We start from the raw sequence: 25,736 nt of genomic DNA, 5'->3' as shown, positions 1-25,736 counted from the left end.
CGGATTTTGATAGATTGAGGGGTTAAACATTATGAAAGTAGTTTTACAGCGTAGTAAGGCCGCATCTGTAACGGTACAAGGGGAAGTTACAGGTGCTATTGATAAAGGCTATGTGCTTCTCGTTGGTATTACACATGAGGATACAGCAGAAGACGTCGCATATCTAGCAAAAAAAATTGCAAATCTACGCTTATGGGAAGATAGTGAAGGGAAAATGAATCATTCCATTTTAGAGCATGGTGGCGCAATCCTATCTGTATCTCAATTTACATTGTATGGAGATACAAAAAAGGGCAATCGTCCGAGCTTTACAAGTGCAGCAAGACCGGAAATAGCTGCACCGTTGTGGGAGGCTTTTAATGATGCTTTACGTGGATACGGCTTACAAGTAGAGACCGGTATTTTCGGTGCTATGATGGACGTTGCATTGACGAATGATGGTCCAGTCACGATCCTACTTGAGTCAAAATAGAGGTACATTTTCTATCACTCCTACATATACTAAAAAGAATGGCAAATTTGTAGGAAGGAAGTGTATCGTCGATGACGCAAATAGGAAGGATATCCAATCCTTATTTATATGAAACACTTAAGTTGATGATTAGCCAAATAATTGTAGTGCAAACAGAGAAAAGTATCCAACAAGGTATTTTAACCTCTGTATTACCTGACCATATCGTTATCGAGTTTGATCATACACCTTTCTTTATTCGTATGGAGGAAATTATATGGGTTACATTGGACAAAATAAACACAAACATATAAAAACCTTCATTTTCTAAAATTATAAGAAAATGAAGGTTCTTTTTTATTCATTTGCATCAAAGTAATCTAAAATGCCTTGATAAATACCGAGTGTAGCCTGTTCTCTGAATTTAGCCGTTGTAATAATCCGTTCTTCATTGGCATTACTTAAAAAACCTAGCTCCAGAAGCACTGCTTTTTGTCGGTTTTCACGAAGTACTAAGTAATTTCCTTCCTGTGTACCACGATCTTTAATGTTAATTTTACTAGCAAGGCCATTGTGTATTGCTTCAGCAAGCCCTTTTTGATTGTTATTTAAATAGTAGGAGGTAAAACCTGAAATTGAACTATTATCAGTAGCGTCATAGTGAATACTTATAAAAGCATCTGCATCATGCTGGTGGGCAACGGATACACGTTTACGAAGTGCAACATATTCATCTGATTCACGTGTCATCACAACATTTGCACCAGCTGCACTTAACTTAGATGCGAGAAGAGACGCAGTTTTCAATGTTATATCTTTCTCGTCAGTTCCTCGCTGACCAGTTGTACCGTGGTCATTTCCACCATGACCAGCATCGACAACAATTGTAAGTCCGTTTAGAGTCCCTTTTTTTCGAGGCTCAGATTTTGTATAGCTAGTTGTTACCGCTGTGCTTTGTGAAGTGGAGACTACCCAGTTTGCGACGAATGCGGTTTTATCTTCTAATTGTATTTCGTAAAAATCATCTTTAGCACCTACAATTGGATAGGTTTCGCCAGCATCTACACGTTTAACAACCTCCGCAGTTGTAGTCGCGTCAGTACGTAAGTTTGTCCCATTATAAATAATTGTGACAGATTCAAGCGAGGATGATGATGATGGTGATGATGACGTTGAAGTTTTCGCAGTCGTTTTTACCGTATCAGAAAATGTCCCGTAGAAGCTGTATACCCAACCAGTTTTTTTGTTATTGTACTGAATTTGAACCCAATTATGTTCTTGTGCTAGTACTTTAAAAGATTGTCCATTCGAAACTGTCCCTATTTTTTTTGACGTTAAATCTGCCTTTTTGCGGACATTTAACGTATCGACTAAAATAGTAAATGTAGTACCTTTAGGTTCGGTTGTTGTAGATACTTCTACTACTTGGTCAGTTGTTGTTTTTTCTGTTGTTTCATTAATTGTCACATAGTCTGCAGATACCCAACCGACTAGTCCATTCCAATTAATTTTTGCCCATTCACCATTTTCTGTTATGAGTGCTGCTTGATTGCCTGTTGACAGCTGCCCAAGGACTGGTGATGAAATATCCGGGTCAGTACGGATATTGAGGCGATCAACTTGGGATATGACCGTTTTATCAATTGTTTGTTGCTCATTTATAGAAGCTGTTAGCCAAGATGCTACCCATCCTTCATAATCGTCTGTTTTTACTTGAATCCAATCACCTTCGCGACCGATGGATGTTAACAAATCACCTTCATCTAATGTTGTAATAATCGGGTAAGAGAGCCCAGGTCCTTCGCGTAAATGAAGTATAGTTCCAGTAACTTTTAAATCACTCGAATCGGCAAATACTAGTTCTTTATTGATGATACTTGGAAACAAAAATGTTAATAATAGGACAAAGATAATGGTTTTATGTATAAGTTTTGTCGTCATTGGACCCCTCCTTTTCTTGTGCTATTTTACCATGTTTTCATGATAAAATTCGAGGGAAAAAGGTAACAGAAATCATTATTTTAATAACTACTTTGTGAAAAATAAGAAAACAGTTGACATTACCTTGTGTTGTGACTAACATAAAGGGTAATCAAAAAATGATTAACCGCTTATGACCAAGCAAGTAGCGTATACCTCTATTGGAAAAGAGAGGGAAAGACTTAGGCTGCAATCTTTCCTACAAAAAAGTATAAGGCGAATAACACTTGAGAGGCTTTTTTCTGAAAAGGAATACTTAGTAGGAAAAAACGGAATCGGCCGTTACCCGATTATGAGGAGGACGCAATGTAGTTTGTGCGTCAACTAGGGTGGAACCGCGGAAGCATATACAGCTCTCGTCCCTTGCAATTTTGCAAGGTGGCGAGGGCTTTTTTTGTTGGATTTCTCTAAAAAAAGTCGCTCTGTACTGCTGTTTCGCGCTTTACATACGAAGGCTGGCTCATAAGCAATTGAAAAGGAGGTATTTACATGAGTTTTAAAGTGCCAAGAGGGACCCAAGATATATTGCCAGGTCAATCAGAAAAATGGCAAAAGGTCGAAGCAATTATTCGTGATATTTGTCGTGTGTATCGATATAACGAAATTCGTACACCTATTTTTGAACAAACAGATTTATTTGCGCGCGGTGTTGGAGAAACAACTGATGTAGTGCAAAAGGAAATGTATACATTTGAAGACCGAGGTGGTCGTTCATTAACATTACGTCCAGAAAATACTGCTGGGGTTGTTCGTGCATATGTTGAACATAAAATGTTTGGTGCACCCGATCAACCAGTGAAGCTATCTTATTTAGGACCAATGTTCCGTTATGAACGTCAACAGGCTGGTCGTTACCGTCAATTTGTACAATTTGGTGTTGAAGCTATTGGCTCAGCTGACCCTGCAATCGATGCAGAAGTGATAGCATTAGCAATGGACATTTATGAATCAACAGGCTTAAAAGATTTGAAATTAGTCATCAACTCACTCGGTGATAAAGTAACGCGTGATGCACACCGTACAGCATTAATTAATCACTTTGAGCCACATATCCATGAGTTTTGCTCTGATTGCCAAAATCGTTTGCAAAAAAACCCATTACGTATTTTAGATTGTAAGGTAGACCGTGAGCATCCATTAATGGCAACTGCCCCTGCATTAACTGATTTTTTAACAGAGGAATCAGCGGCATATTTTGCTCAGGTTAAAACGTATCTAGATACGCTAGGTATTTCATATGAAGTAGACCCGAATTTAGTACGTGGCCTTGACTACTACAACCATACGACATTTGAAATTATGTCAACAGCTGATGGCTTTGGCGCAATTACAACGCTTTGCGGTGGTGGTCGTTATAATGGGCTTGTAGAGGAAATCGGTGGTCCGAATGTACCGGGCATCGGCTTTGCATTAAGTATCGAACGTTTATTATTAGCACTTGAAGCTGAAGCGGTAGAGTTAGATACAGAATCAGCATTAGAGGTTTACATGATTGCTATGGGCGATGAAGCGAAGCTAAAAGCAGTCGAACTAACAAGCTCATTCCGTGCAAAAGGTATTTCTACTGATATGGATTATTTAGATCGAAAAATGAAAGCACAAATGAAATCTGCAGACCGTTTAGGTGCTAAATATACTATCGTTTTAGGTGAAACAGAAATAGAAGAGCAAGCAGCAACAGTAAAGCATATGGCATCTGGGGAGCAGCAAAAAGTAGCCTTCTCAGAATTAGTGAACTACTTATTAAATAAATGATTTTGGAGGAAATGCAAAATGGCAAAAAGAACACATGCTAGTAACGAGCTTTCTGAAACGTTACAAGGCGAACACGTTGTATTAAAAGGTTGGGTACAACGTCGTCGCGATTTAGGTGGATTAATCTTTATCGACCTACGTGACCGTACTGGTATTACACAAGTTGTATTTAGTCCTGATGTAGCAGAGGCACATGCTTTAGCTGATAAAGTACGTAGCGAATACGTAATCGAAATTGAAGGAAAAGTAATTCTTCGTTCGGAAGATCAAATCAATCCAAATATGCCAAACGGCAAAATTGAAGTGGAAGCGACAAGCTTAATCGTTATTAATACAGCGAAGACAACTCCTTTCCAAATTGAAGATCGTACGGATGTATCAGAAGATTTACGATTAAAATATCGTTACCTAGATTTACGACGTCCTGCAATGTTCGATACGTTCAAAATGCGTTCAGACGTAACACGTACAATTCGTAACTTCTTACAAAATGAGGGCTTCCTAGAAGTAGAAACGCCTATTTTAACAAAATCAACGCCAGAAGGTGCTCGTGACTACTTAGTACCATCTCGTGTACACGAAGGCGAGTTTTATGCATTACCACAATCTCCGCAGCTATTTAAACAATTACTAATGGTAGCTGGATTTGAAAAGTATTTCCAAATTGCTCGTTGTTTCCGTGACGAAGACTTACGTGCTGACCGTCAACCTGAATTCACACAAGTTGATATCGAAACAAGCTTCTTAACACAAGAAGAAGTTTTAGAAATGAACGAACGTTTAATTCAAGCTGTTATGAAAGATGTAAAAGGCATCGATATTCCTGCGCCATTCCAACGCATGAAATACCAAGAAGCAATGGATCGTTACGGCTCAGATAAACCAGATGTTCGCTTCGGTTTAGAATTAGTAGCGTTAAACGAAGTTTTTGATGGCTGTGATTTCAAAGTATTTGCTGATACAGTAGCACAAGGCAAGCAAGTGAAAAGTATCAACATTAAAGGTGCGGCTGATAAATACTCTCGTAAAGATATGGATGAGCTTACAAAATTCGTTGGTATTTACGGCGCAAAAGGTCTTGCATGGTTGAAAGTAACAGAAGAAGGATTAAATGGACCAATCGCAAAATTCTTTGATGAAGCATTAGCTGCTGCATTAATCGAGCGTATGGGTGCTGAAATCGGTGATATTTTAGTATTCGTAGCTGACAAAGCTGATGTAGTTGCAGCATCTCTAGGTGCTCTTCGTACAAAATTAGGTCAAGATTTAGGCTTAATCGATGAATCGCAATTTGCTTTCTTATGGATTACGGACTGGCCTTTATTCGAGTACTCTGAAGAAGATGGCCGATTCAAAGCAGCGCACCATCCATTCACTCGTCCATTTGACGAAGATATCGAATTAATGGATACAAACCCTGCTGCAGTTCGCGCACAAGCTTACGATATCGTATTAAACGGCTATGAGCTTGGCGGTGGTTCATTACGTATTTATGAGCGTGATTTACAAGAAAAAATGTTTAAACTACTTGGTTTCTCAGATGAGGAAGCACAAGCACAATTTGGCTTCTTATTAGAAGCGTTTGAATATGGCGTGCCTCCACATGCAGGTCTTGCATTTGGTCTTGACCGTTTCGTAATGTTACTTGCTGGTCGTAATAATTTACGTGATACAATTGCATTCCCGAAAACAGCAAGTGCAAGTTGCTTATTGACAGATGCTCCAAGTGAAGTGTCTCCAGATCAATTAAGCGAATTAAGTTTGGCAATTAAAACATTTAAAAGATAAAAGTAATGCAAAATACCTGGATTCTCTAACAAAAAATGTTGGGAATCTAGGTATTTTTTGCGTTTTTTGAAAGAATTTATTTTTTTGCTAGAAATCGTTTGAATTATCTGAAATATGGTGTTATTATAACTGTAATACGAATCCTGATGTGTTTGTCTAACTGCTATCTCTATTTAACAGTTTTGACCGAACACTATATCGTCGGGAGCCATCTAATTTTGTAGTGGCAAACATGCCCCATTTTGGAGAGGGACGTTTAAAGCTATAAAGCGGGCACCCACCTGCAAATTGCGGGTTCAAAACGAATGTTTCATTGGCATTACGGCACAATCGGGATTCGTCCATACATAGCATACTAGAGTCTAGGGGTACGGTATGTCCAATAGCGCCTGCCGTAGCGAACCTTAACGTTTACAACGAAGAAGTGTTAGATTGATTAAAGTCAATCTAACACTTTTTCTGTTTTGTCCCAGCATTTTTACGCCTAAAAAGCATAGGGTGTTATTTACTAAATTAAACGAAAAATAAGAAAAATTGTAAAATTTACTTTTTATTTTTGAATTTCCATACTATAATTGGTATAGACAACTATACCAAATAACATAGCTTGTCCTTACGTTAAAAAGTAAGCTTCGTAAAAACATAGACAGCGGAGGTGTTAAATTGAGCAGTACATTATTAATTTCCAATGTAACGATCGTCAACCATAACGAGATACCTTTTAAAGGTGACGTATTGATTGAGAATGGCAAGATAATTAAAGTAGGTAAAGAATTATTCGATAAGGCAGAGCAATATATTGAAGGCAAGGGGAAAGACTTGTTACTATTTCCTGGCTATATTGATATGCATATTCATGGATCGGCAGGCAATGATGCAATGGATGCTACACAGCAAGCGCTTCATAATATGGCTGCGTCATTAGTTAAAGAAGGTGTCACAGGCTTTCTTGCAACGACGATGACACAAGCGCCAGAAGCGATTGAAAATGCATTAAAGACAATCTCGCAATTTGAAGATGGTGACAATGAAGCCAGTTTATTAGGTATCCACGTTGAAGGTCCTTATGTGTCAACGAAGCGTGCAGGTGCTCAGCCAATCGACTATATGATTCTGCCATCAAGCGAACAATTTGCGCAATGGCAAACATTAAGTAACAACCGCATTAAACAAATAACCATTGCACCTGAGCTAGAAGGTGGCTTTCCGTTTATTGAAGAGCTTTACAAGCAAGGGGTTATTGTATCAATCGGTCATTCAGATGCAACATTTGAAGAGGTAGAGAGAGCAGTAGCACTAGGTGTCAGGCAGGCAACGCATTTATACAATCAAATGCGACCATTCCATCATCGAGATCCAGGCGTTGTAGGGGGAGTACTTGTTGAAGATGCTGTAAAAGTCGAAATCATTGCAGACTTTGTGCATTGCCATCCTATGTCTGTAAAACTTGCCTACCGAGTTAAAGGGGCAGCAGGTATTATTTTAATTACAGATGCTATGCGTGCAAAAGGATTACAATATGGCGATTATGATTTAGGTGGTCAAACAGTCCATGTCACAGAAAGCGGAGCACATTTACCGAATGGAGCATTAGCTGGAAGTGTATTGACGATGGAACAAGCAGTGAAAAATATGAAAGCGGTCACAAATTGTTCGTTGTCAGAGCTTGTTGCAATGTCCTCAACAAATGCTGCGGAACAATTACAATTACGCACAAAAGGCCGTATTGCAGAAGGCTTTGATGCAGATGTCATTTTGTTAGATCAACATTTAAATATTGAAAAAACTATTTGTCGGGGAAAAGTTGTATTTGAGAAATAATAGTAAAAATGCGATAGGATGGTGCAAGGCGTGTTAGATAAAAATTCTCATATACCAATCTATATACAAATAGAAGAAGTATTAAAGCAACGGATTTATTTAGAGGAATACAAAATTGGCGAAAATATTCCATCAGAGCGAGAGCTTTCAGTTCAATTTGATGTGAGTAGAATGACTGTCCGTCAATCAATTACCAATTTAGTAAATAGTGGATTGCTTTATCGTGAAAAAGGCAGAGGTACTTATGTTGCCAATCCAAAGTTGGAACAGCCATTAATGGGATTAACAAGTTTTACGGAGGATATGCGTGCAAGAGGTATGGAACCAACTAGTAAAGTACTACGTTTCGAAAAAATTGTACCACCGTTAGATATTGCAGGAGATTTAATGTTAGAACGGGGTGAAGAAGTATTTTTCGTTACAAGGATACGAAGTGCCGATTCTAAACCGATGGCGATTGAAAGAACCTATATTCCAGTGAAAGTATATCCTGAATTAGATGAAAAGAAAATTATGGGTTCGTTGTATGCGCTTATTGAAGCGAAATTCCATCAGAAAATTGGCAATGCCATTCAGCAAATGGAAGCGGCAATTGTAGCAAAAGAAGATAGTAAATATTTGCAAATCAATAGTACTGCACCGGTTTTAATTATTAAACGAACAAGTTATTTAGCAGATGGCGTGCCATTCGAACTTGTGCGAAGTACTTATCGTGCTGATCGATACAAATTTATAAGTGAAATTAAAAGGTGATATGATGCGTGCTTATTTTCATGAACTACAAAGGCTATTAGATCTTGTGCTAGAGCAGGAAAATACGCTATTAGCAGAAGCTGCACAAATGATTGTTTCACGTCTTCAAAGTGGTGGAATTGTCCAATTGTTTGGTTGTGGACATTCACATCTTTTAGCACAAGATGCATTTTATCGTGCGGGAGGACTTGTGCCTGTACGTCCAATTACGGTCGAGCCATTAACTTTATATGCAGGAGCTTTAACATCTTCAAAAAATGAAAAGGACCCAACGATTATCGTACGACATAAAGATGAATTTCAATTTCAGGAAAATGATGTTTGCATCGTCATTTCCACATCTGGTCGAAATAATGCCCCAATAGATGCGGCATTACTAGCAAAACAGTCGGGTATCCTTGTTATGTCTATGCAATCACTTGAATATTGTGAACAACCAACACGTCATATTAGTGGAAAACGTTTAGAGGATGTTGTGGATGTTGTTATCAACACACATATTCCTGTAGGGGATGGTCTATTGCATCATCAACAGATGCAATACGCACCTGCGTCGACGGTGATTGGTTCTGCAATTCTTCAAGCGCTATTCAGTCACGTTATTGAGTCATTGGCTGATTGTCAGGAAGTATTGCCTGTTTTTGAAAGTAACAATGTTGAATCGAATAAGCATCATAACGAATTGATGATTGCAAACTATCAATCTCGCATTAATTTTGAGTGAAATTTGGAGGGGTATCGATGAAAAAAACATTTAAAATCACAACACCAGAAGGTTTACATGCTCGGCCAACAGCGCTATTAGTAAGTGCTGTCACACCATTTGAGAGTGAGGTTCAGTTAACTTACAATGATAAGTCTGTCAATTTGAAGTCCATCATGGGGGTTATGGCGCAAGGCATCGTGACGGGAAGTACGATTACGGTTTCTGCACAAGGAGCAGATGCAAAACAGCTAATGCAAACAGTTACAGAAGTGATTGTTACTAAAGGAATTGGTGAAGAATGTTAGAAATACAGGGTATTGCCGTTTCTGAAGGCATTGCCTTTGCTAATGCTTTTTGTTTAGTAGAACCAGATTTATCATTTGAGAAGTTAACGATAACAGATATACAGGCAGAATTGGAACGTTTTAAAGTAGCACTCGCGCAATCGAAGAGGGAATTACAAGAAATTTTAACACTCGCTCAGAATAAATTTGGCGAGGACAAGGCGGCTATATTTGCTGCGCATTTATTATTGCTAGAAGACCCTGAAATGTTAGCAGCCATTGAAGAGAAAATTAAAACAGGCAGTAATGCTGAGTATGCCTTACATGAAGTTTCCAAGATGTTTATCGGACTGTTTGAAGGAATGGACAATGTTTATATGCAAGAGCGAGCAGCTGATATTCGTGATGTATCAAAGCGTTTATTAGCCCATTTATTAAATGTTGAACTACTAGATATGAGCCGTTTATCAACAGATGTCATCATCGTAGCAGAAGATTTAACACCATCAATGACGGCACAACTAGATACTAATTATGTCAAAGGATTTATAACAGATATTGGTGGGAAAACTTCTCATTCTGCTATTCTCGCACGCTCACTAGATATACCAGCAATCGTTGGAACAAAAACGGCTACTAAGACAATTAAACATGGCACACCAATTATTATGGATGGCTCAAATGGCAATATTATTATCGATGCTACACCAGAAGTGTCAGCATTTTATGAGCAACAGCAAAAGATGCTCAAGCAGCAGCGACACGAGCTCCTTCAATATCGAGCAATGTCGAGCGTAAGTGAGGACGGACATAGTGTTGAGCTTGCGGGCAATATCGGCAAGCCAGAAGATGTGGAAAAGGTAATAGATGCAGCTGGAGATGGTATTGGCTTATTTCGAACGGAGTTTTTGTATATGGGACGGCAGGAGCTCCCAAGTGAAGATGAACAGTTTCATGCGTATCGCACAGTCCTTGAAAAAATGCAGGGAAAGCCAACGATTGTTCGGACATTGGATATTGGTGGTGATAAGCATCTCCCTTATTTAAAGCTACCAGCTGAAATGAATCCATTTTTAGGTTATAGAGCGATTCGTATTTGCCTAGACCAACAAGCAATGTTCCGTACACAGCTACGTGCATTATTAAGAGCAAGTGCTTATGGCAACTTGAAAATAATGTTTCCAATGATTGCAACGTTAGATGAATGGAGAATGGCAAAGCAATTGTTGAATGAGGAAAAAGCACATTTGCAAGCACAAGGGGTTGCAATGGCTGAGGCAATTGAACTCGGAATAATGGTAGAAATTCCGGCAGCCGCGATGATTGCTGATTTATTTGCAAAAGAAGTAGACTTTTTTTCGATCGGTACAAATGATTTAATTCAATATACTTTGGCAACAGATCGTATGAATGAAAATGTCTCTTATCTATATCAACCATATCACCCAGCAGTACTGAGACTTATAAAAAATGTTATTGATGCAGCACATAAGCAGGGGAAATGGGTAGGTATGTGCGGTGAAATGGCAGCAGATGAAATAGCAATACCTATTTTACTTGCTTTAGGCTTAGATGAGTTTTCCATGAATGCGTCTTCCATTCTCAAAACGAGGGCACATATTGCAAAGCTTTCAAAGGAGCGGTTAGTTCACCATATTGAGCACCTTTTAATGCTATCAACTGCATCTGATGTTGAAGCATACGTAAAAAAACATCTAGGTATTTAAGTTCTTATTTTTGAATATTCTGAAAAAAGGAGGGCGTCATGGACATCCAATACGTTCCGGCAAAAGATTATCAACAAATTCATCGATTACGAGATTATTGCTTTCCAAATAAATATAGCGGTGCGCGGCGCGATGATTTTCATTATTGGATTGAGCATAGTGCAACTTTAGGTGCTTATGATGGCGATAAGGTTGTTGGGCAGCTATTAATACTACCGCTTAATATGACGATACATGGTGAAAACTATGAAATGGGTGGTATTGGATTTGTGGCAACATATCCTGAGTACCGTCAGCAAGGAATTATAAAAAAGCTAATGACTGCTTCTCTAAAGGAAATGCGACAACATGGGCAAACCATCTCGGTACTTGCACCCTTTTCTGTTTCTTTTTACCGTTATTTTGGTTGGGAATTATTTTTTGACAAACTACATTATGCTATTCCTAACTCACAGTTTCCTTATTTCGGCAAACAGTTAGATGTTGTAAAGCGTATGAGCTTTGAATGGCCGGATAGTACGTTGTTCGAAGCAATTCAACAATTTCATAATGCACAGGCAAGTGTTACAAATGGTGGGATGCTACGTGACGCAGCATGGTGGAAACGCATTGAAAGAAGAACACCTGAAAGCCATTTTGCTGCGTGTTTTCTGGAACAAAAAATAGTAGGGTATATCCGCTATACGATTCAAGATGGCATCTTTACAATTCATGACTTTATTGTGGAGGATCATTTAGCAGAACAAGCACTATGGCGCTTTATAACATCACATGCAGCAAGTGTACACACGATCGAAGGAATTACGGCAAATGATAGCCATTTTGGTTTTAATTTTGAAAATCCACAATTTCCAAAAAAGATTATACAAGATGTCATGGTCAGAATCGTGGATGCTTTTGCCTTTATGCAACGCTATCCATGGGGAGATTTACAGCAAACTTTGTACGTTCGTCTAGAGGATCACTTTTGTCCGTGGAATGAACATATTTACATGATAAATAAAGATGGTGAGATCTCGATAATTGAGGAAAATTCCATGTCTGAAAAGCATATGCTTACATTACCAATCAACTTATTTTCTGCGATGATGGTCGGTTATCTTAGTGTGAAAGATGCAGTGACTTTTGCGAATAAAGTGCTAGGTGACGAAGAAATACACCATTGGCAACAGGCGATTCCAGCAAAGCGACCTGCATTTTATGAATATTTTTAACTTGCTGCAGCAGATGATAAAAAACGAAAAAATTTTTTGAATATTTTTCTGGACTATACCAGTTAAGTAAAGCCATTATTTAGCAAGTATCGAAGCAATAGCCCAATTATTTATTAGTTTTGAAAAGGTATAAAATGACTAAAAAAGTATATTGTGGTATATACCAATTGGTGCTATTCTCAATATAAGAAAGCGATTTCATTGGAGTCGTCAATTCGTTAAAAGGTTCTAAATTTAAAAAAACAAAAAGGGAGTGCTGACGATGAAAAATATTATGTTAGTTTGTGTTGCAGGGATGAGTACGAGTTTACTAGTTTCGAAGATGCAGAAGGCTGCACAGGAACAAAATATTGAAGCTGATATTTTTGCTATAGCTGAAAGTGAGGTAGATAAAGTTTTAGCAAATAAGAAGGCAGATGTACTGTTACTTGGACCGCAAGTTCGTTACTTAAAATCAACATTCGAAGTAAAATTCAAAGATTTAAATTTGCCAATTGATGTAATTAATATGGCTGATTACGGCATGATGAACGGTGGAAATGTCTTACAACAGGCATTGAAGCTAATTGGATGAGGAGGCAAGCCAATGGATGAAACAGCAATGATGCAGTCCATTATGGGCTTAATCGTCCATAGTGGTAATACGAAAAGTGAATGTATGGAAGCACTTCAGTTAGCAAAAAAGGGGCAAATTAACGAAGCAAAGGAAAAAATAAAGCAGGCAAATGAAGCGCTAGTTGAGGCTCATCATTCACAAACAGCATTGTTAACGCAGGAAGCAAGGGGAGAAAAAGTCGAAGTATCGATGCTATTAATTCATGCACAGGATCACTTAATGAATGCAATAACGTTTCGTGATTTAGCGCAAGAAATGATCGAACTATATGAACAAATCAAAGGGGAGTAACATCAGTTTTTGATGTCACAATAAAAAGCAAAGGGAGTGTGTGGAATGTTCCGATTTTTAGAAGAAAAATTTGTGCCGGTAGCTGCTAGAGTTGGGAGTCAGCGTCATTTAGTTGCCATTCGTGACGGTTTTATTACGATTATGCCATTGACAATTGTAGGCTCGTTAGCTGTATTAATTAATAACTTACCAATTGACTTTTACCAAAATGCACTGGACTCCATTTGGAAGCATGAAACATGGACGCAATGGGGCGGAAATATGTGGGGTGCGACATTTGGTATTCTGTCGCTGTTACTCGCGTTCGCAATTGCTTATAACTTAGCAAAAAGTTATAACAAAGACGGTCTTTCAGCTGGGGTTATTAGTCTTTCAAGTTATTTGACATTCGGTACGTTTGGTGAAGGCGGTTTATCAGGTTTAACAACTGGAACGGGCGGGATATTTATCGCCATTATCGTGTCCTTGTTGTCTACTGAATTATTTTGTAGGTTATCAGGTAATAGTAAGCTACTAATTAAAATGCCTGATGGGGTACCGCCAGCAGTTTCGAAATCATTTGCAGCATTGCTGCCAGCTATTATTACAATTGGTGTTTTTGCATTAGTTCGTACAATTATTTCTGCAGGTTTTGATATTCCAGATATTGTTGGTTCATTCTATTCAACGATTCAGGAGCCGTTTATGGGCTTAACAAATACGTGGGTTGCTGCCATAATTTTAGCCTTTATTCCAGCATTCTTATGGACGCTAGGTGTTCATGGTGCTAACATTATCGAGCCATTTATGCAAACGATTAATTTACCCGCGATTGATGCAAACGTTGCAGCAATTTCTGCTGGCAAAGTTGCACCTTATATCGTGAATAAGCCATTCTTTGATGCATTCGTCAATATGGGTGGATCGGGTACGACAATTGCACTTATTATCGCGATTTTCATTATTGCACGGAAAAACAAGCAATATAATACCGTTGGAAAATTATCCGCGGCACCAGGGCTATTCAATATTAATGAGCCATTACTATTTGGTCTACCAATCGTTTTAAATCCAATTTTATTTATACCATTTATTTTAACGCCAATGGTAAACGTAACAATTGCTTTCTTTGTCACAAAATGGGGTTGGGTTCCTGCGGCAACTGTTGCAGCCCCATGGACTACACCGCCTATAATTAACGGATTTTTAGTGACACAATCTTGGACTGGAGCTGTTTTAAGTCTTGCGTTAATTGTTATATCAGTTTGTATCTACCTTCCATTCTTAGCGATGGCAAACCGAATTGCTAAACAAGACCAAAAAAAGGCAGAGCAAGCACAAGAACAACAAGCTGAAATTACAGCTGAGAATCCAAAAGTAGAAGTGTAATAGCTTAGCATTGGAGGTATTGTCATTTGAGAAGATTAGGAATTTCACTCTATCCACAGCACAGCACGCTAGAAGAAATGCAACAATATGTTCAGCTAGCACACGATAATGGTTTTGATCGTATTTTTACATGTCTTCTATCTTTAAACAATGAACATGAAAAGCTTAAATTGCAGCAAATCAATTATTTTGCAAAACAGCTAGGCTTTGATATTTCTGCTGATATTGCACCGGCTGTTTTTGAAGATTTAGGCTTAACGTATAAAAATATTGATTATTTTAAAGAACACTACCATCTGGCGGCATTGCGTTTAGATATGGGATTTTCAGGTCAAGAGGAAGCGTTAATGTCTTTCGATGATAGTCAGTTGAAAATTGAGCTAAATATTAGTAATGGAACGAAATATGTGGATAATATATTATCCTACCAACCGAACCGTGACAATATTATAGGCTGTCATAATTTTTATCCAAGACGATTTACGGGTCTTTCACGCCAGCATTTTCTTGCGACATCGAAAAATTTTAAAGCCAACCATATACGGACAGCTGCGATGATTTCATCGCAGCATGCGCTGTACGGTCCTTGGGAAAAAACCGAGCATGGCCTACCAACACTAGAAGAGCATCGCGATTTACCGATTACTGTGCAAGCGAAAGATTTATGGCATACAGGCTTAATCGATGATTGTATTATTGGCAATATGTATGCCTCAGAGGAAGAACTGAAAGCATTAGGACAATTAAATCGGCATAAGTTGGAGCTGAAAGTTGTACCATCCTCTGAAACAACGGTGTTAGAAGAAGCAGTCTTATTCAAAGAGCCTCATTTTAATCGAGGTGATGTATCGGATTACGTTATTCGTAGTACACAATCGCGAGTGAAATATAAAAATGGTGATTTCCCAGTTCACGATGCGCATGCATTGCAACTAGGGGATGTCACGATTGATAATAATTTAGATGTTCGCTATAAAGGTGAACTACAAATAGTTTTAAAGGAAATGCCGAATGCTGGCTCTACAAATGTAGTTGCCAAGGTAGTGGAGGATGAACGCTTTTTAATAGCGCAAATTCAACCATGGGCGTCATTCGGATTTACAAAATAATTGAACTTAAAAGGAGGATTAAGCCGACAATTGTATGTGCTTAATCCTTTTTCATATAGAAAGGAGCAAATAGGATGTATGTGCTAGCGATAGATGGAGGGGGTACAAAAACTTGTGCTGTTATTTGTGATGAATATGGCACTATTTATGGCAAGGTGATGACGTCACGTAGTAACCCAACTGCAATGGATGCACATGATTTTGAGGCAACAATTCACGGATTGTTACAGAAAATGCAGGAGCAAACGCCACAAATATTGACAGCAATACATAGTTGCTTTGCTGGTATGGCAGGGGTGAAGGAACGGCAAGCTGAAGGCATAGTAGAAAGTATTATTCGTCAATATGTTGATCAGACGACGACCGTTGTAATAGAGAATGATGCTTTAATTGCGCTATATGCTGGTACGATGGGACAAGAAGGAATTGTTCAAATTGCTGGTACGGGTGCGATTACGATGGGGTTCAACCATCAGCATATGGTTAATCGTGTTGGTGGCTGGGGGTACTTATTTGATGATGAAGGTAGTGGTTATGATTTAGGTATTCATGTGCTGAAGGCTGTTTTTCAAAGCTATGATCAGCGTGCACAGCCAACCGTTTTAACAGATATAGTACTACAACATTTCTCAGTTGATTGTGTTCCGCAATTAATTGAACATATTTATGGAGTGGAGCACCCAAGAACTGTAATTGCACCAATTGGCAAATATGTTTTTCAAGTTGCAGAAAAAGGAGACCGTATAGCCAAACACATTGTGCAAGACGCTTGTGTCAAATACTATACGGCGATAAAAACATGTTATGCCAGCATGTCATGGGGGAGAGAAAATGTACCCGTAGTATTAGCAGGCGGTGTATTTTCAAATAATCCTACTATTGTTTCGCACCTTGAACAATTAGCATTAGCAGATCAGTTGCCGATACAATTTATTTTACCTTATTTAGAGCCGATTGGTGGGGCGGTTGTCGGAGCCTTTAAACAAGCGCACGTTCAACTAGATGTGTCATTTATTGAAGCGTTTCAAGCAAATTTTGAGAAATGGGAAAATGAAAATGTCTAAATAGGCTAAAACAACCCTCTATGCGAAATTTTTTAGTACAACAACTGTGCGAGTTCTTTTTGAGAATTTCCACTTGAACAATATCATGATAGAATGTAATATAGGTTTGATTTTATCTTAGTATATAACTAGGTTTACTAATAAAAATTGGATAGATGGAGAGTGTAAGGATGTTACATCAATTTTCTCGTAACGAGCTCGCGATAGGTACTGAGGGACTCGAAAAATTAAAAAATACAACAGTAGCCATTCTAGGTGTAGGTGGCGTCGGCTCATTTGCTGCAGAGGCATGTGCTCGTAGTGGGATTGGTCGCATTATTTTAGTTGATAAGGATAATGTAGATATTACGAACGTTAACCGTCAATTAGTAGCGTATCTTTCAACAGTAGGAAAATCCAAATCTGGCGTTATGAAAGAGCGTATTGCTGATATTAATCCAGAATGTGAAGTAATTGATATGCATATGTTTTATACGGAAGAAACATATGAGGAATTTTTTGCACAAGGAATCGACTATGTTATTGACGCGAGCGATACTGTGATCTATAAAATTCACATTATGAAAGAATGCTTAAAACGTAACATCCCAATTATTTCAAGTATGGGTGCTGCCAATAAAATGGACCCAACCCGCTTCAAAATCGCGGATATTTCGAAAACGCATACAGATCCATTAGCGAAAGTTATTCGTACAAAATTACGAAAAGATGGTATTCATAAAGGGATAACAGTTGTATTCTCTGATGAAAGTCCGATTGTCGTACGTCCAGATGTCGTAGAGCATGTGGGCAAACCAGATGCCGCTATCCGTAAGGCGAAAATGCCACCATCTTCTAACGCATTTGTCCCTTCTGTTGCAGGTTTAATAGCAGCAAGTTGGGTAGTCAATAAAATTGTAGAAGATGTGAAAATTACTCGCGTACAAGGTTAAGCTATTTGTCTTGTATTTAGCAGTAACTAGCACATTGAAAATGTTCTTATGTTAATTAAAAGAAGAATCTGCAAAGTTTTCCTTGGGGAAGTTGTGAGTTTGTGCCTGCACATGCTTACTTTCTCTTAGACGACTTGTAGATTCTTTTCTTTTATGACAAGAAAATCAGTAGGAGAAATGACTAAAAATGCTCCCTTATGTTACTTACGCAACAGACGTTCACTTTTTCTATGTTACAATAGGGCTGTTATAAAAGAGGGGGCATTCATTAATAATGGAGCAAATTTATCAAATGGAATATAGAGGATTGAATCTATTCGATGAAATTAGCACAGTGGAATTAGCGATTGATGAGGAGAGAAAGACGATACATATTTTTGATGTTGGACAGGTTGTGACACCTGTTTTTAATTTTGATGTATCTGCTTATGAATTATCAGATGGCTTTTACAAAATGGCGGATATACTTCGGCATAAACGAATTTTAACTGAACAGCAACCAGCGACAGAGCTGACGTTAAGCCAATGGCTAATTACGAATAATGCGTATTTTTATAGTCCAAAACAAAGAATTAAAAAATATGCAAACGGTAGCATCGTCGAAATAATAAATCAAGAAAAGGAACAATTTTTGTTTGATTACTATATACAAAGAGTTTAATTTTACCAAAATAATTAATTTAACGTACACAAAATGCTAATAATTCACGAAATTGCCTTATTTTTTTCATGTCCTCACTTCTTCTTTTGGTTTATTGCTATAATTTGAATAATTCCAATATATAGAGATAATAGGTCAGCTTGTTTGGAATGTTCAAATCTACTTAGGGGAAGTGGAAATGGCGTTTGCTAAAACAAATGAGAACATGGGAGAGTGGAAAAATGGAAATACAAGTAATTCGTGAACATTTAGATATCGTAAAACTTCAAGAGAAAATGAATAGTATTGTATTTGATTATTTAGATACGTCTAATAATTACACAAAAGCCACGAGAGCTTTAACGCCTTTATATACACAAGCTACAACATTTTATAAGGAATATTTAGTTGCTAGAGCTGGTGAATTACCGAAAGCCAATACATATTGGCATTTGTTTATAGATTGTAGTGCCAAGCTTTGTTATTTTTTAGCTGCATCCATTTATTATTCTTCAAATGAGCTACAAAAAACACCTGAAAAAGTAGCGCGTTTATTAACGACTGCCGCCCGTTCTTTACCAAGTATTGAGCAGGAAGAGAATGAGGAGCTATTAGCTGCTATTATCGCTCTATATGGTGATGTAATAGAAAATAGTGATCAGGTAGCTGCTTTAAAAGAAGAGGTCCTTGCCCAAAAAGGTGACGTCAAGCAATGTTTACAGCAATTTAAATTGTTTGTTGAGAAGGAATCCATAAATTAATAAGTAATGAATTATTACCATTGTCGAAAAGCATAACGACAATGGTTTTTCATTTTTGTGAGGGAAATGTAGATAAAATTGTTTATGTGCCTGGCACTCCATTACGCTATCCGTCCAGCACAAGTTGTAAGAAGCAACCCCCGCTATCTCGCGGTCTGTTGCGTCTTACGTTGCGTGCGTTCTTTTAAAGGCATGGTAAATTGTTTGAGTGCCTGGCACTTTACTTGTGACGGAATGATTTAAGCTTATCGTAAATACTTGCCATCCGTTTCTCTTCACCTGCAATAACTGGTTTATAAAATTCTGTACCAACAAGCTCATCTGGTAAATATTGTTGATCTACCCATCCACCAAAAGTACCGATAGGGCTGTTATGTGGATATTGATAACCAACATGCCCTAAATCTTTGGCCCCTTCATAATGTGCATCACGTAAATGGTGTGGAATATCTCCCGTTTTACCTGCGTGGATACTTGCAATAGCAGCGTCAATAGCAGCTATTGCAGAATTTGATTTTGAAGCAAGGCACATTTCAATTACAGCACTTGCTAGCGGAATCCGTGCTTCAGGTAACCCTAAACGCTCTGCTGCCTGGACAGCGGCAAGCATGTGTGCCCCTACTTGTGGGTTGGCAAGACCAATATCCTCATAGGCCATGACGAGTAAACGGCGACTAACTGCAACCAAATCACCTGTTTCAAGTAAATGTGCTAAATAATACAACGCCGCATTCGTATCGCTCCCACGTACCGATTTTTGTAATGCTGACAGCAAGTTATAAAAGTGTGAGCCATTTTTATCACCGTACACGCCAATTCTGCCAATAAGATGTTCTAGAATATGGTCAGAAGCTATTGTTTGTCCGTTCACTTCATCACTTGCATAATAAATCGACTCGAGCAATGTTAGTGCTTTGCGTGCATCGCCATTTGCTGCTGTTGCAATTTGTTCAATTTGTGGATCTGTCAGTGCAAAATGATACTTTCCTAGTCCTCGTTTGTCATCAGAAAGTGCCTTTTGAATAAGTTCTATTAAATTTGCTGTTGTTAATTTTTTTAACTGATGAATTTCTCCGCAACGTGAGCGAATAGCAGGGTTTACATCATGATACGGATTTTCAGTTGTCGCGCCTATTAAAATAATAGAGCCATTTTCCACATGTGGTAGTAATGTATCCTGCTGTAATTTATTGAAACGATGTATCTCATCTAGAAACAGTATAACTTTCCCAGAAATTCTTGCTTCTTGTACAATATCTTCAACGTCTTTTTTCCCAGCACGAGTCGCATTAAGTGCGAAAAAGGGAAGTTTAGAGCTTCCTGCGATGGCATTTGCTATCGATGTTTTACCTATGCCTGGCTCTCCGTATAATAACATGGAAGGAACATGCCCATTTTGAATCATTTTGTATAGAGCAGTATCAGGACCGACGAAATCTTGTTGACCAATGATTTCATCTAGCGTTAATGGGCGCATCCGATATGCAAGTGGTTCATTATGCAAAAGAATATCCCCTTTCGTACGTTTGTTCTAATTCATAGTATATCATAACCTTCCAAGAGTATTTCCGAGTTCTTCAAGAGGAGATTATGATATACTGTTGGTAGTATTTTGACTAGACTAATTGAGGGTGATAAAATGAAAATTTCTACAAAGGGCCGTTACGGTCTCACGATTATGATTGAATTGGCAAAGCATTATGGTGAAGGGCCAATTCCATTACGCAAAATTGCTGCTGAAAAAGAGCTTTCTGAAGCGTACTTAGAGCAACTCGTATCACCATTGCGCAATTCGGGCTTGGTAAAAAGTGTTCGCGGAGCTTATGGAGGTTACATGCTTGCAAACCCACCTAGTGAGATTTCTGCAGCGAATGTAATTAGTGTATTAGAAGGTCCGATTCAGCCTGTAGAGGGTATCGAAAATGAGGAAGCGCCTCAACGTGAACTATGGTTACGAATCCGTGATGCTGTGAAAAATGTATTAGATACAACGACTATTGAAGATTTAGCACAGTATACAGAGGAAAATGCAACAGACGGCTATATGTTCTATATTTAATATTTCTAGGCTAAAGCACCTCCAAAGGTATAAACGCTGTTACGTTTTTACTACTTGGGAATGAATAGTGCTTTAGTGTTTTCGTATAAAGGAGTTTTCAACATGAATTCATATATCTATCTTGATCATGCGGCAACATCCCCGATGAATGACAAGGTAATAGACGCGATGACTTTAGCGATGCGTGATGTATTTGGAAATGCATCAAGTATTCACGGAGCTGGACGAGAGGCGCGCAAACATTTAGATAATGCACGTGATGTCCTAGCACAATCAATAGGTGCAAAGCCAGGGGAAATTATTTTAACAAGTGGCGGTACGGAAGCAGATAATACGGCCATTATTGGAACTGTTACTGCGCGAGCTGCTGAAGGAAAGCACATTATTACAACTCAAATCGAACATCATGCGGTGTTACATACTTGTGAGAAGCTAGAACGAGAGGGCTTTGAAGTGACGTATTTACCAGTTGATGCGCATGGACGCATAACTGTCGAAGCGGTACAAGAGGCATTACGTGACGATACGATTCTCGTAACAATTATGTATGGCAATAATGAAGTTGGTTCAATTCAGCCTATTGCTGAAATAGGTGAGTTGTTACGTGAGCATAAAGCGTCGTTCCATACAGATGCTGTTCAAGCTTATGGTTTAGAGACAATAGACGTGGAAGCTTTGCAAGTTGATTTATTAAGCGTGTCGGCGCATAAGATTAATGGGCCAAAAGGGATTGGCTTCCTTTATCAGAAAACTGGCACACCACTTGCTAGCTATGCGTTAGGCGGTGACCAAGAGAAAAAACGTCGCGCTGGTACTGAAAATATACCGGCTGTTATAGGCTTTGCTACTGCTGCTGAAAATGCAAGTCAGTTGCGTGAAAGTAAGCGAACACTGTACAATCGCTTTAAACAAATTATGCTTGAAGTTTTTACACATGAAAAATTAGTATTTCATGTCAATGGCGATACACAAAATGTTTTACCGCACGTATTAAATGTCAGCTTTGCTAATATGGAGGTAGAGTCATTTTTAGTAAATCTTGATATGGCTGGCATTTGTGCATCTAGTGGTTCTGCATGTACAGCTGGTACAATTGATCCTTCACATGTGTTAGTTGCTATGTACGGCAAAGGGGCAGAGGAGTTACGAAACTCTATTCGCTTTAGCTTTGGCCAAGGTCTAACAGAAGAAGCTGTCCGTCAAGCGGCAGAAAAAACAGCAGCGATTGTGAAAAAGCTGGCAAAATAATTTGTTAATTACTATCAATTTAAACCGAATTAATTAAATGCTATGTAAATTTGCAAAGCCTTATAGTTCGGTTTATATGAATTGAATAAAAGAAAAGGTGACCACAATGATCGAAACACGTGACCCATCGGAAATTCGTGTCGTCGTCGGCATGTCAGGTGGGGTAGACTCTTCAGTTGCTGCATATATGCTAAAGCAACAAGGGTATGAAGTAATTGGTATTTTTATGAAAAACTGGGATGATACAGACGAAAATGGCGTTTGTACAGCAACAGAAGATTATGAAGATGTAATTAAAGTATGTAATCAAATTGGCATTCCCTATTATGCTGTGAATTTTGAAAAGCAATATTGGGATAAAGTTTTCACATACTTTTTAGAAGAATATAAAGCGGGACGCACACCTAACCCTGATGTAATGTGCAATAAGGAAATTAAGTTTAAAGCATTCCTAGAACATGCAATGGATCTTGGTGCAGATTACTTGGCAACAGGACATTATGCACGCATTGATCGCAGTGGTGATGGCGAAGTACGTATGCTTCGTGGTGTTGATGATAATAAGGACCAAACTTATTTCCTTAATCAATTATCGCAAGAACAACTAGCGCATGTAATGTTCCCAATTGGAGATATTGAGAAAAAAGAAGTGCGTAAAATTGCAGAAGAAGCAGGTCTTGCTACTGCCAAGAAAAAGGATTCGACTGGAATTTGCTTTATTGGAGAGCGTAATTTTAAAGAGTTTTTAAGTCAATACTTACCAGCTCAACCAGGCAAAATGGAAACGATGGATGGCGTAGTTATGGGGCAACATGATGGTTTAATGTATTATACATTAGGTCAACGTCATGGTCTTGGTATAGGTGGAGACGGTGAGCCTTGGTTCGTACTTGGAAAAGATTTAGCACGCAATGTGTTACTTGTCGGCCAAGGGTTCGACCACGATGCTTTATACTCAACTTCGCTGACAGCTGTGAAAATGGGCTATACTTCGACAAAAAAATTGCCCGGGAAATTTTCTTGTACTGCGAAATTCCGCTACCGTCAAACAGACACACCTGTTGAGGTAGAAATTTTAGAAGATGGTCGCGCACACATTGAGTTTGCGGAACCAGTACGTGCCATTACACCAGGACAGGCTGTTGTTTTATATGACGGTGAAGTTTGCTTAGGTGGCGGTACAATTGATGAAGTCTTTAAAAGTAATGAAAAACTAACATATGTTGGATAACTTGCAAAAGGGCTGCAAAACATACTTATTTCAGTTGATTTCTTAGGAAATAAAGAAATACATTGAGTTACTATAGTCACTCAGTGTAAACGAATAAGCGATCGGATTTGCAGTCTTTTCGCTACATAGAGGTGAAAAGATTTGGATTTTAACGAGCAGGGCATACTTGCATTCCAAGAGAAGCGTTATGAGGATGCTGCACAGCTATTTACCCAAGCAATTGAAGCAGAACCTGATAATGCAATTGGCTATGTGAATTTTGGGAATTTATTGGCTGTACTAGAAGATACAGAACGAGCAGAACGCTTTTTTCAAAAGGCAATTACTGTAGACGAAACGGCAGCTACAGCATATTATGGCTTAGCTAATTTATATTATAATGCGGACCGCTATGCAGAAGCGTTAAAACTTTATGAGCAAGCGGTACAGCATAAAATTGCAGGTGCAGATGTTTATTATATGATGGGGAAATGCTTTGAACGAATGGAAAATCCAAAGCTCGCATTGCCATATTTACAACGTGCGGCAGAGATTGCGCCTGAAGATACACAAATTCGACTTGCGTATGCTATCGTGCTATGTGCATTAGAAATGTTCGAAGAAGGTAAGAAGGAATTAGATTATTTAATCGAGCTAGATTGGAATAATGCAGATGCTCATTATAATTTAGGTGTTCTGTATGCGGTATCTACAGAACAAACAGAGGATGCTATGTATCATTTGAAGCAGGCATTTACGATTCAACCAGAATATGACCAAGCGCGTTATATTTACGATATGATTGCCCAACGATTTAACTAAAGAGGTTGGGACAAAAGTGAAAAAGTGTTAGATTGACTGTAATCAATCTAACACTTTTTTGCTGTGACCGTTGTTGTCCGCGGGCACACCGTATCCCCAACACTCGCTAACGCGCGGAATGCCCACGTCTTACGCTGCGTGCGTTCTTACAGGAGTCGACGCCTTTCGCTACCAACAACTAATGCTCTCGCTTCTATAAGTTGTCCCTGCTTGATCTTCCTGTCAATTACTTACTATCTTTACTGTCAAATGTGAGTTGCGATAAGTATTGCGCTAAATGTGCAATCGGAGTTGATTCTAAAAGTGAAGATTCTGCTTCATTTTCCTTTAAAATATTGATTTCTTTATTGAGCCGCTCCATTTTACGATCTAATTCTGCTGCTTGTAATGCCGCATCTTTAAGTTCATTACGAATATGTGCAGGTACTTCTTTATTATATTTATAATAAATTTTATGTTCGAGACTTGCCCAAAAATCCATTGCAATCGTACGAATTTGAATTTCCGTATATACTTTTTCCATTCGATCGGACATAAAGATTGGAATTTTAATAATAAGGTGTAGGCTTTGGTAGCCGTTGTCTTTTGGATAAGCAATATAATCCTTTACGTCAACAACTTCAATATCATTTTGTGCTTGAAGCATCGCACTTACTTTGTAAATATCTTCTACGAAAGAGCACGTAATACGGACGCCTGCTATATCACGAATATGTTCGCGAATACTATCAATGGCGGGTGTTAGCTCTTTTTTTGACATCTTCAATAATATACTTTTTGGTGATTTCACTCGGGTTGAGACATGTTCAATTGGATTATATTCATGAATAAGCTTAAATTCCTCTTGTAAAATATTGATTTTCGTTTCAACTTCATTTAATGCAAATTTATATGCTAGGAAAAAGCGGGTTAGCTCTGTTTGGAAAGTTTTTAAAGTTGTGGCTTCGAGTTCGTTTTTCATAATAAAATAAATCCTTTCTTCTGAAAAAAATCGTTCTATCCATGATAGGATGCAAGATGAGCTCCTTATTAGATGATAGGGCAACAAAATTAGTATTCCTTCTTTCAAGCTTAACAAAAAGAAGGGGAAAATAGAAATTTGTGCTCTACAAAAAATGCATGCAACACACGGTAAGA

General features: G+C 38.4%; 25 protein-coding genes, 1 other RNA gene and 1 other annotated feature. Of the genes, 23 read left to right on the top strand and 3 right to left on the bottom strand.

Annotated features, from left to right (window positions below):
* The first annotated feature begins 31 nt into the window (after positions 1–31).
* Positions 32–472, top strand: coding sequence for a D-aminoacyl-tRNA deacylase (gene dtd / locus ACIQXW_RS11900; protein ID WP_401018019.1), 441 nt, complete (start codon positions 32–34; stop codon positions 470–472).
* A 71-nt stretch (positions 473–543) separates the two neighbouring features.
* On the top strand, positions 544–765 hold the full coding sequence (locus ACIQXW_RS11895) for a DUF2642 domain-containing protein (protein ID WP_402762302.1): 222 nt from the start codon (positions 544–546) through the stop codon (positions 763–765).
* A 43-nt stretch (positions 766–808) separates the two neighbouring features.
* Here the strand turns inward: ACIQXW_RS11895 and ACIQXW_RS11890 are convergent, their stop codons facing one another.
* The gene (locus ACIQXW_RS11890; protein ID WP_340823462.1) at positions 809–2,392 is read right to left on the bottom strand and encodes an N-acetylmuramoyl-L-alanine amidase family protein; all 1,584 of its coding nucleotides are present in this window, start codon (positions 2,390–2,392) and stop codon (positions 809–811) included.
* Between the two features lie 163 nt (positions 2,393–2,555).
* Positions 2,556–2,798: a binding site (T-box leader), on the top strand.
* A gap of 122 nt (positions 2,799–2,920) precedes the next feature.
* Here ACIQXW_RS11890 and hisS point away from each other — a divergent pair.
* The 17 genes from hisS to ACIQXW_RS11805 all read left to right on the top strand — a co-directional run bounded on the left by hisS (position 2,921) and on the right by ACIQXW_RS11805 (position 19,260).
* Positions 2,921–4,186, top strand: coding sequence for a histidine--tRNA ligase (gene hisS, locus ACIQXW_RS11885; protein WP_340823464.1), 1,266 nt, complete (start codon positions 2,921–2,923; stop codon positions 4,184–4,186).
* 18 nt (positions 4,187–4,204) lie between these two features.
* Positions 4,205–5,974: an aspartate--tRNA ligase gene (gene aspS, locus ACIQXW_RS11880; protein WP_340823466.1), complete on the top strand. Its 1,770-nt coding sequence runs from the start codon at positions 4,205–4,207 to the stop codon at positions 5,972–5,974.
* 137 nt (positions 5,975–6,111) lie between these two features.
* A non-coding RNA gene (gene ssrS, locus ACIQXW_RS11875) (6S RNA) lies at positions 6,112–6,315 on the top strand.
* 322 nt (positions 6,316–6,637) lie between these two features.
* Positions 6,638–7,795, top strand: coding sequence for an N-acetylglucosamine-6-phosphate deacetylase (gene nagA, locus ACIQXW_RS11870; protein WP_402762297.1), 1,158 nt, complete (start codon positions 6,638–6,640; stop codon positions 7,793–7,795).
* A 30-nt stretch (positions 7,796–7,825) separates the two neighbouring features.
* Positions 7,826–8,548: a GntR family transcriptional regulator gene (locus tag ACIQXW_RS11865; protein WP_340823470.1), complete on the top strand. Its 723-nt coding sequence runs from the start codon at positions 7,826–7,828 to the stop codon at positions 8,546–8,548.
* A gap of 1 nt (position 8,549) precedes the next feature.
* A complete protein-coding gene (locus tag ACIQXW_RS11860) occupies positions 8,550–9,272 on the top strand; it encodes a sugar isomerase domain-containing protein (RefSeq protein WP_340823471.1) in 723 nt (240 codons plus the stop codon).
* A 17-nt stretch (positions 9,273–9,289) separates the two neighbouring features.
* A complete protein-coding gene (locus tag ACIQXW_RS11855; protein ID WP_340823472.1) occupies positions 9,290–9,559 on the top strand; it encodes an HPr family phosphocarrier protein in 270 nt (89 codons plus the stop codon).
* The gene (gene ptsP / locus ACIQXW_RS11850) at positions 9,553–11,265 is read left to right on the top strand and encodes a phosphoenolpyruvate--protein phosphotransferase (protein ID WP_402762293.1); all 1,713 of its coding nucleotides are present in this window, start codon (positions 9,553–9,555) and stop codon (positions 11,263–11,265) included. Before ACIQXW_RS11855 ends, ptsP begins: the two co-directional genes overlap by 7 nt.
* A 38-nt stretch (positions 11,266–11,303) precedes the next feature.
* Positions 11,304–12,479: a GNAT family N-acetyltransferase gene (locus ACIQXW_RS11845; protein WP_402762290.1), complete on the top strand. Its 1,176-nt coding sequence runs from the start codon at positions 11,304–11,306 to the stop codon at positions 12,477–12,479.
* 262 nt (positions 12,480–12,741) lie between these two features.
* Positions 12,742–13,053 (top strand): PTS sugar transporter subunit IIB, encoded by a 312-nt coding sequence (locus ACIQXW_RS11840; RefSeq protein ID WP_340823478.1) that lies wholly within the window; start codon positions 12,742–12,744, stop codon positions 13,051–13,053.
* A 12-nt stretch (positions 13,054–13,065) separates the two neighbouring features.
* Complete coding sequence (locus ACIQXW_RS11835; RefSeq protein WP_340823480.1) at positions 13,066–13,386, top strand: PTS sugar transporter subunit IIA; 321 nt, start codon at positions 13,066–13,068, stop codon at positions 13,384–13,386.
* 36 nt (positions 13,387–13,422) lie between these two features.
* Positions 13,423–14,754: a PTS sugar transporter subunit IIC gene (locus tag ACIQXW_RS11830; protein ID WP_402762285.1), complete on the top strand. Its 1,332-nt coding sequence runs from the start codon at positions 13,423–13,425 to the stop codon at positions 14,752–14,754.
* Positions 14,755–14,780: 26 nt separating this feature from the next.
* A complete protein-coding gene (locus tag ACIQXW_RS11825) occupies positions 14,781–15,863 on the top strand; it encodes a DUF871 domain-containing protein (protein WP_402762282.1) in 1,083 nt (360 codons plus the stop codon).
* Positions 15,864–15,937: 74 nt separating this feature from the next.
* Positions 15,938–16,927: an N-acetylglucosamine kinase gene (locus tag ACIQXW_RS11820; RefSeq protein WP_402762279.1), complete on the top strand. Its 990-nt coding sequence runs from the start codon at positions 15,938–15,940 to the stop codon at positions 16,925–16,927.
* A 170-nt stretch (positions 16,928–17,097) separates the two neighbouring features.
* Positions 17,098–17,859: a tRNA threonylcarbamoyladenosine dehydratase gene (locus ACIQXW_RS11815; protein ID WP_401017992.1), complete on the top strand. Its 762-nt coding sequence runs from the start codon at positions 17,098–17,100 to the stop codon at positions 17,857–17,859.
* 274 nt (positions 17,860–18,133) lie between these two features.
* Positions 18,134–18,520, top strand: a complete 387-nt coding sequence (locus ACIQXW_RS11810; protein WP_401017989.1) for a hypothetical protein — start codon at positions 18,134–18,136, stop codon at positions 18,518–18,520.
* A 221-nt stretch (positions 18,521–18,741) separates the two neighbouring features.
* Positions 18,742–19,260, top strand: a complete 519-nt coding sequence (locus tag ACIQXW_RS11805) for a hypothetical protein (protein ID WP_402762277.1) — start codon at positions 18,742–18,744, stop codon at positions 19,258–19,260.
* A 220-nt stretch (positions 19,261–19,480) separates the two neighbouring features.
* On the opposite strand, the gene ACIQXW_RS11800 is transcribed toward ACIQXW_RS11805, so the two are convergent.
* The gene (locus tag ACIQXW_RS11800; RefSeq protein ID WP_402762274.1) at positions 19,481–20,764 is read right to left on the bottom strand and encodes a replication-associated recombination protein A; all 1,284 of its coding nucleotides are present in this window, start codon (positions 20,762–20,764) and stop codon (positions 19,481–19,483) included.
* A 135-nt stretch (positions 20,765–20,899) separates the two neighbouring features.
* On the opposite strand from ACIQXW_RS11800, the gene cymR reads away from it, so the two are divergent.
* The 4 genes from cymR to ACIQXW_RS11780 all read left to right on the top strand — a co-directional run bounded on the left by cymR (position 20,900) and on the right by ACIQXW_RS11780 (position 24,599).
* Positions 20,900–21,319 carry a cysteine metabolism transcriptional regulator CymR gene (gene cymR / locus ACIQXW_RS11795; RefSeq protein ID WP_340823491.1) on the top strand — a complete coding sequence of 140 codons (420 nt, stop codon included), beginning with the start codon at positions 20,900–20,902 and terminating at the stop codon, positions 21,317–21,319.
* Positions 21,320–21,421: 102 nt separating this feature from the next.
* Positions 21,422–22,567 carry a cysteine desulfurase family protein gene (locus ACIQXW_RS11790; protein ID WP_402762271.1) on the top strand — a complete coding sequence of 382 codons (1,146 nt, stop codon included), beginning with the start codon at positions 21,422–21,424 and terminating at the stop codon, positions 22,565–22,567.
* Between the two features lie 106 nt (positions 22,568–22,673).
* Positions 22,674–23,798 carry a tRNA 2-thiouridine(34) synthase MnmA gene (gene mnmA / locus ACIQXW_RS11785; protein ID WP_340823493.1) on the top strand — a complete coding sequence of 375 codons (1,125 nt, stop codon included), beginning with the start codon at positions 22,674–22,676 and terminating at the stop codon, positions 23,796–23,798.
* A gap of 141 nt (positions 23,799–23,939) precedes the next feature.
* The gene (locus ACIQXW_RS11780; protein WP_340823494.1) at positions 23,940–24,599 is read left to right on the top strand and encodes a tetratricopeptide repeat protein; all 660 of its coding nucleotides are present in this window, start codon (positions 23,940–23,942) and stop codon (positions 24,597–24,599) included.
* Positions 24,600–24,825: 226 nt separating this feature from the next.
* On the opposite strand, the gene ACIQXW_RS11775 is transcribed toward ACIQXW_RS11780, so the two are convergent.
* Positions 24,826–25,560 (bottom strand): GTP pyrophosphokinase, encoded by a 735-nt coding sequence (locus ACIQXW_RS11775; RefSeq protein ID WP_402762267.1) that lies wholly within the window; start codon positions 25,558–25,560, stop codon positions 24,826–24,828.
* Positions 25,561–25,736 lie beyond the last annotated feature (176 nt).

The organism is Lysinibacillus sp. NPDC097162 (assembly GCF_044762185.1).
Lineage (GTDB): Bacteria > Bacillota > Bacilli > Bacillales_A > Planococcaceae > Lysinibacillus.
The sequence above is the reverse complement of the archived record's forward strand: the minus strand, read 5'-3'. Positions and strand labels throughout refer to the sequence as shown.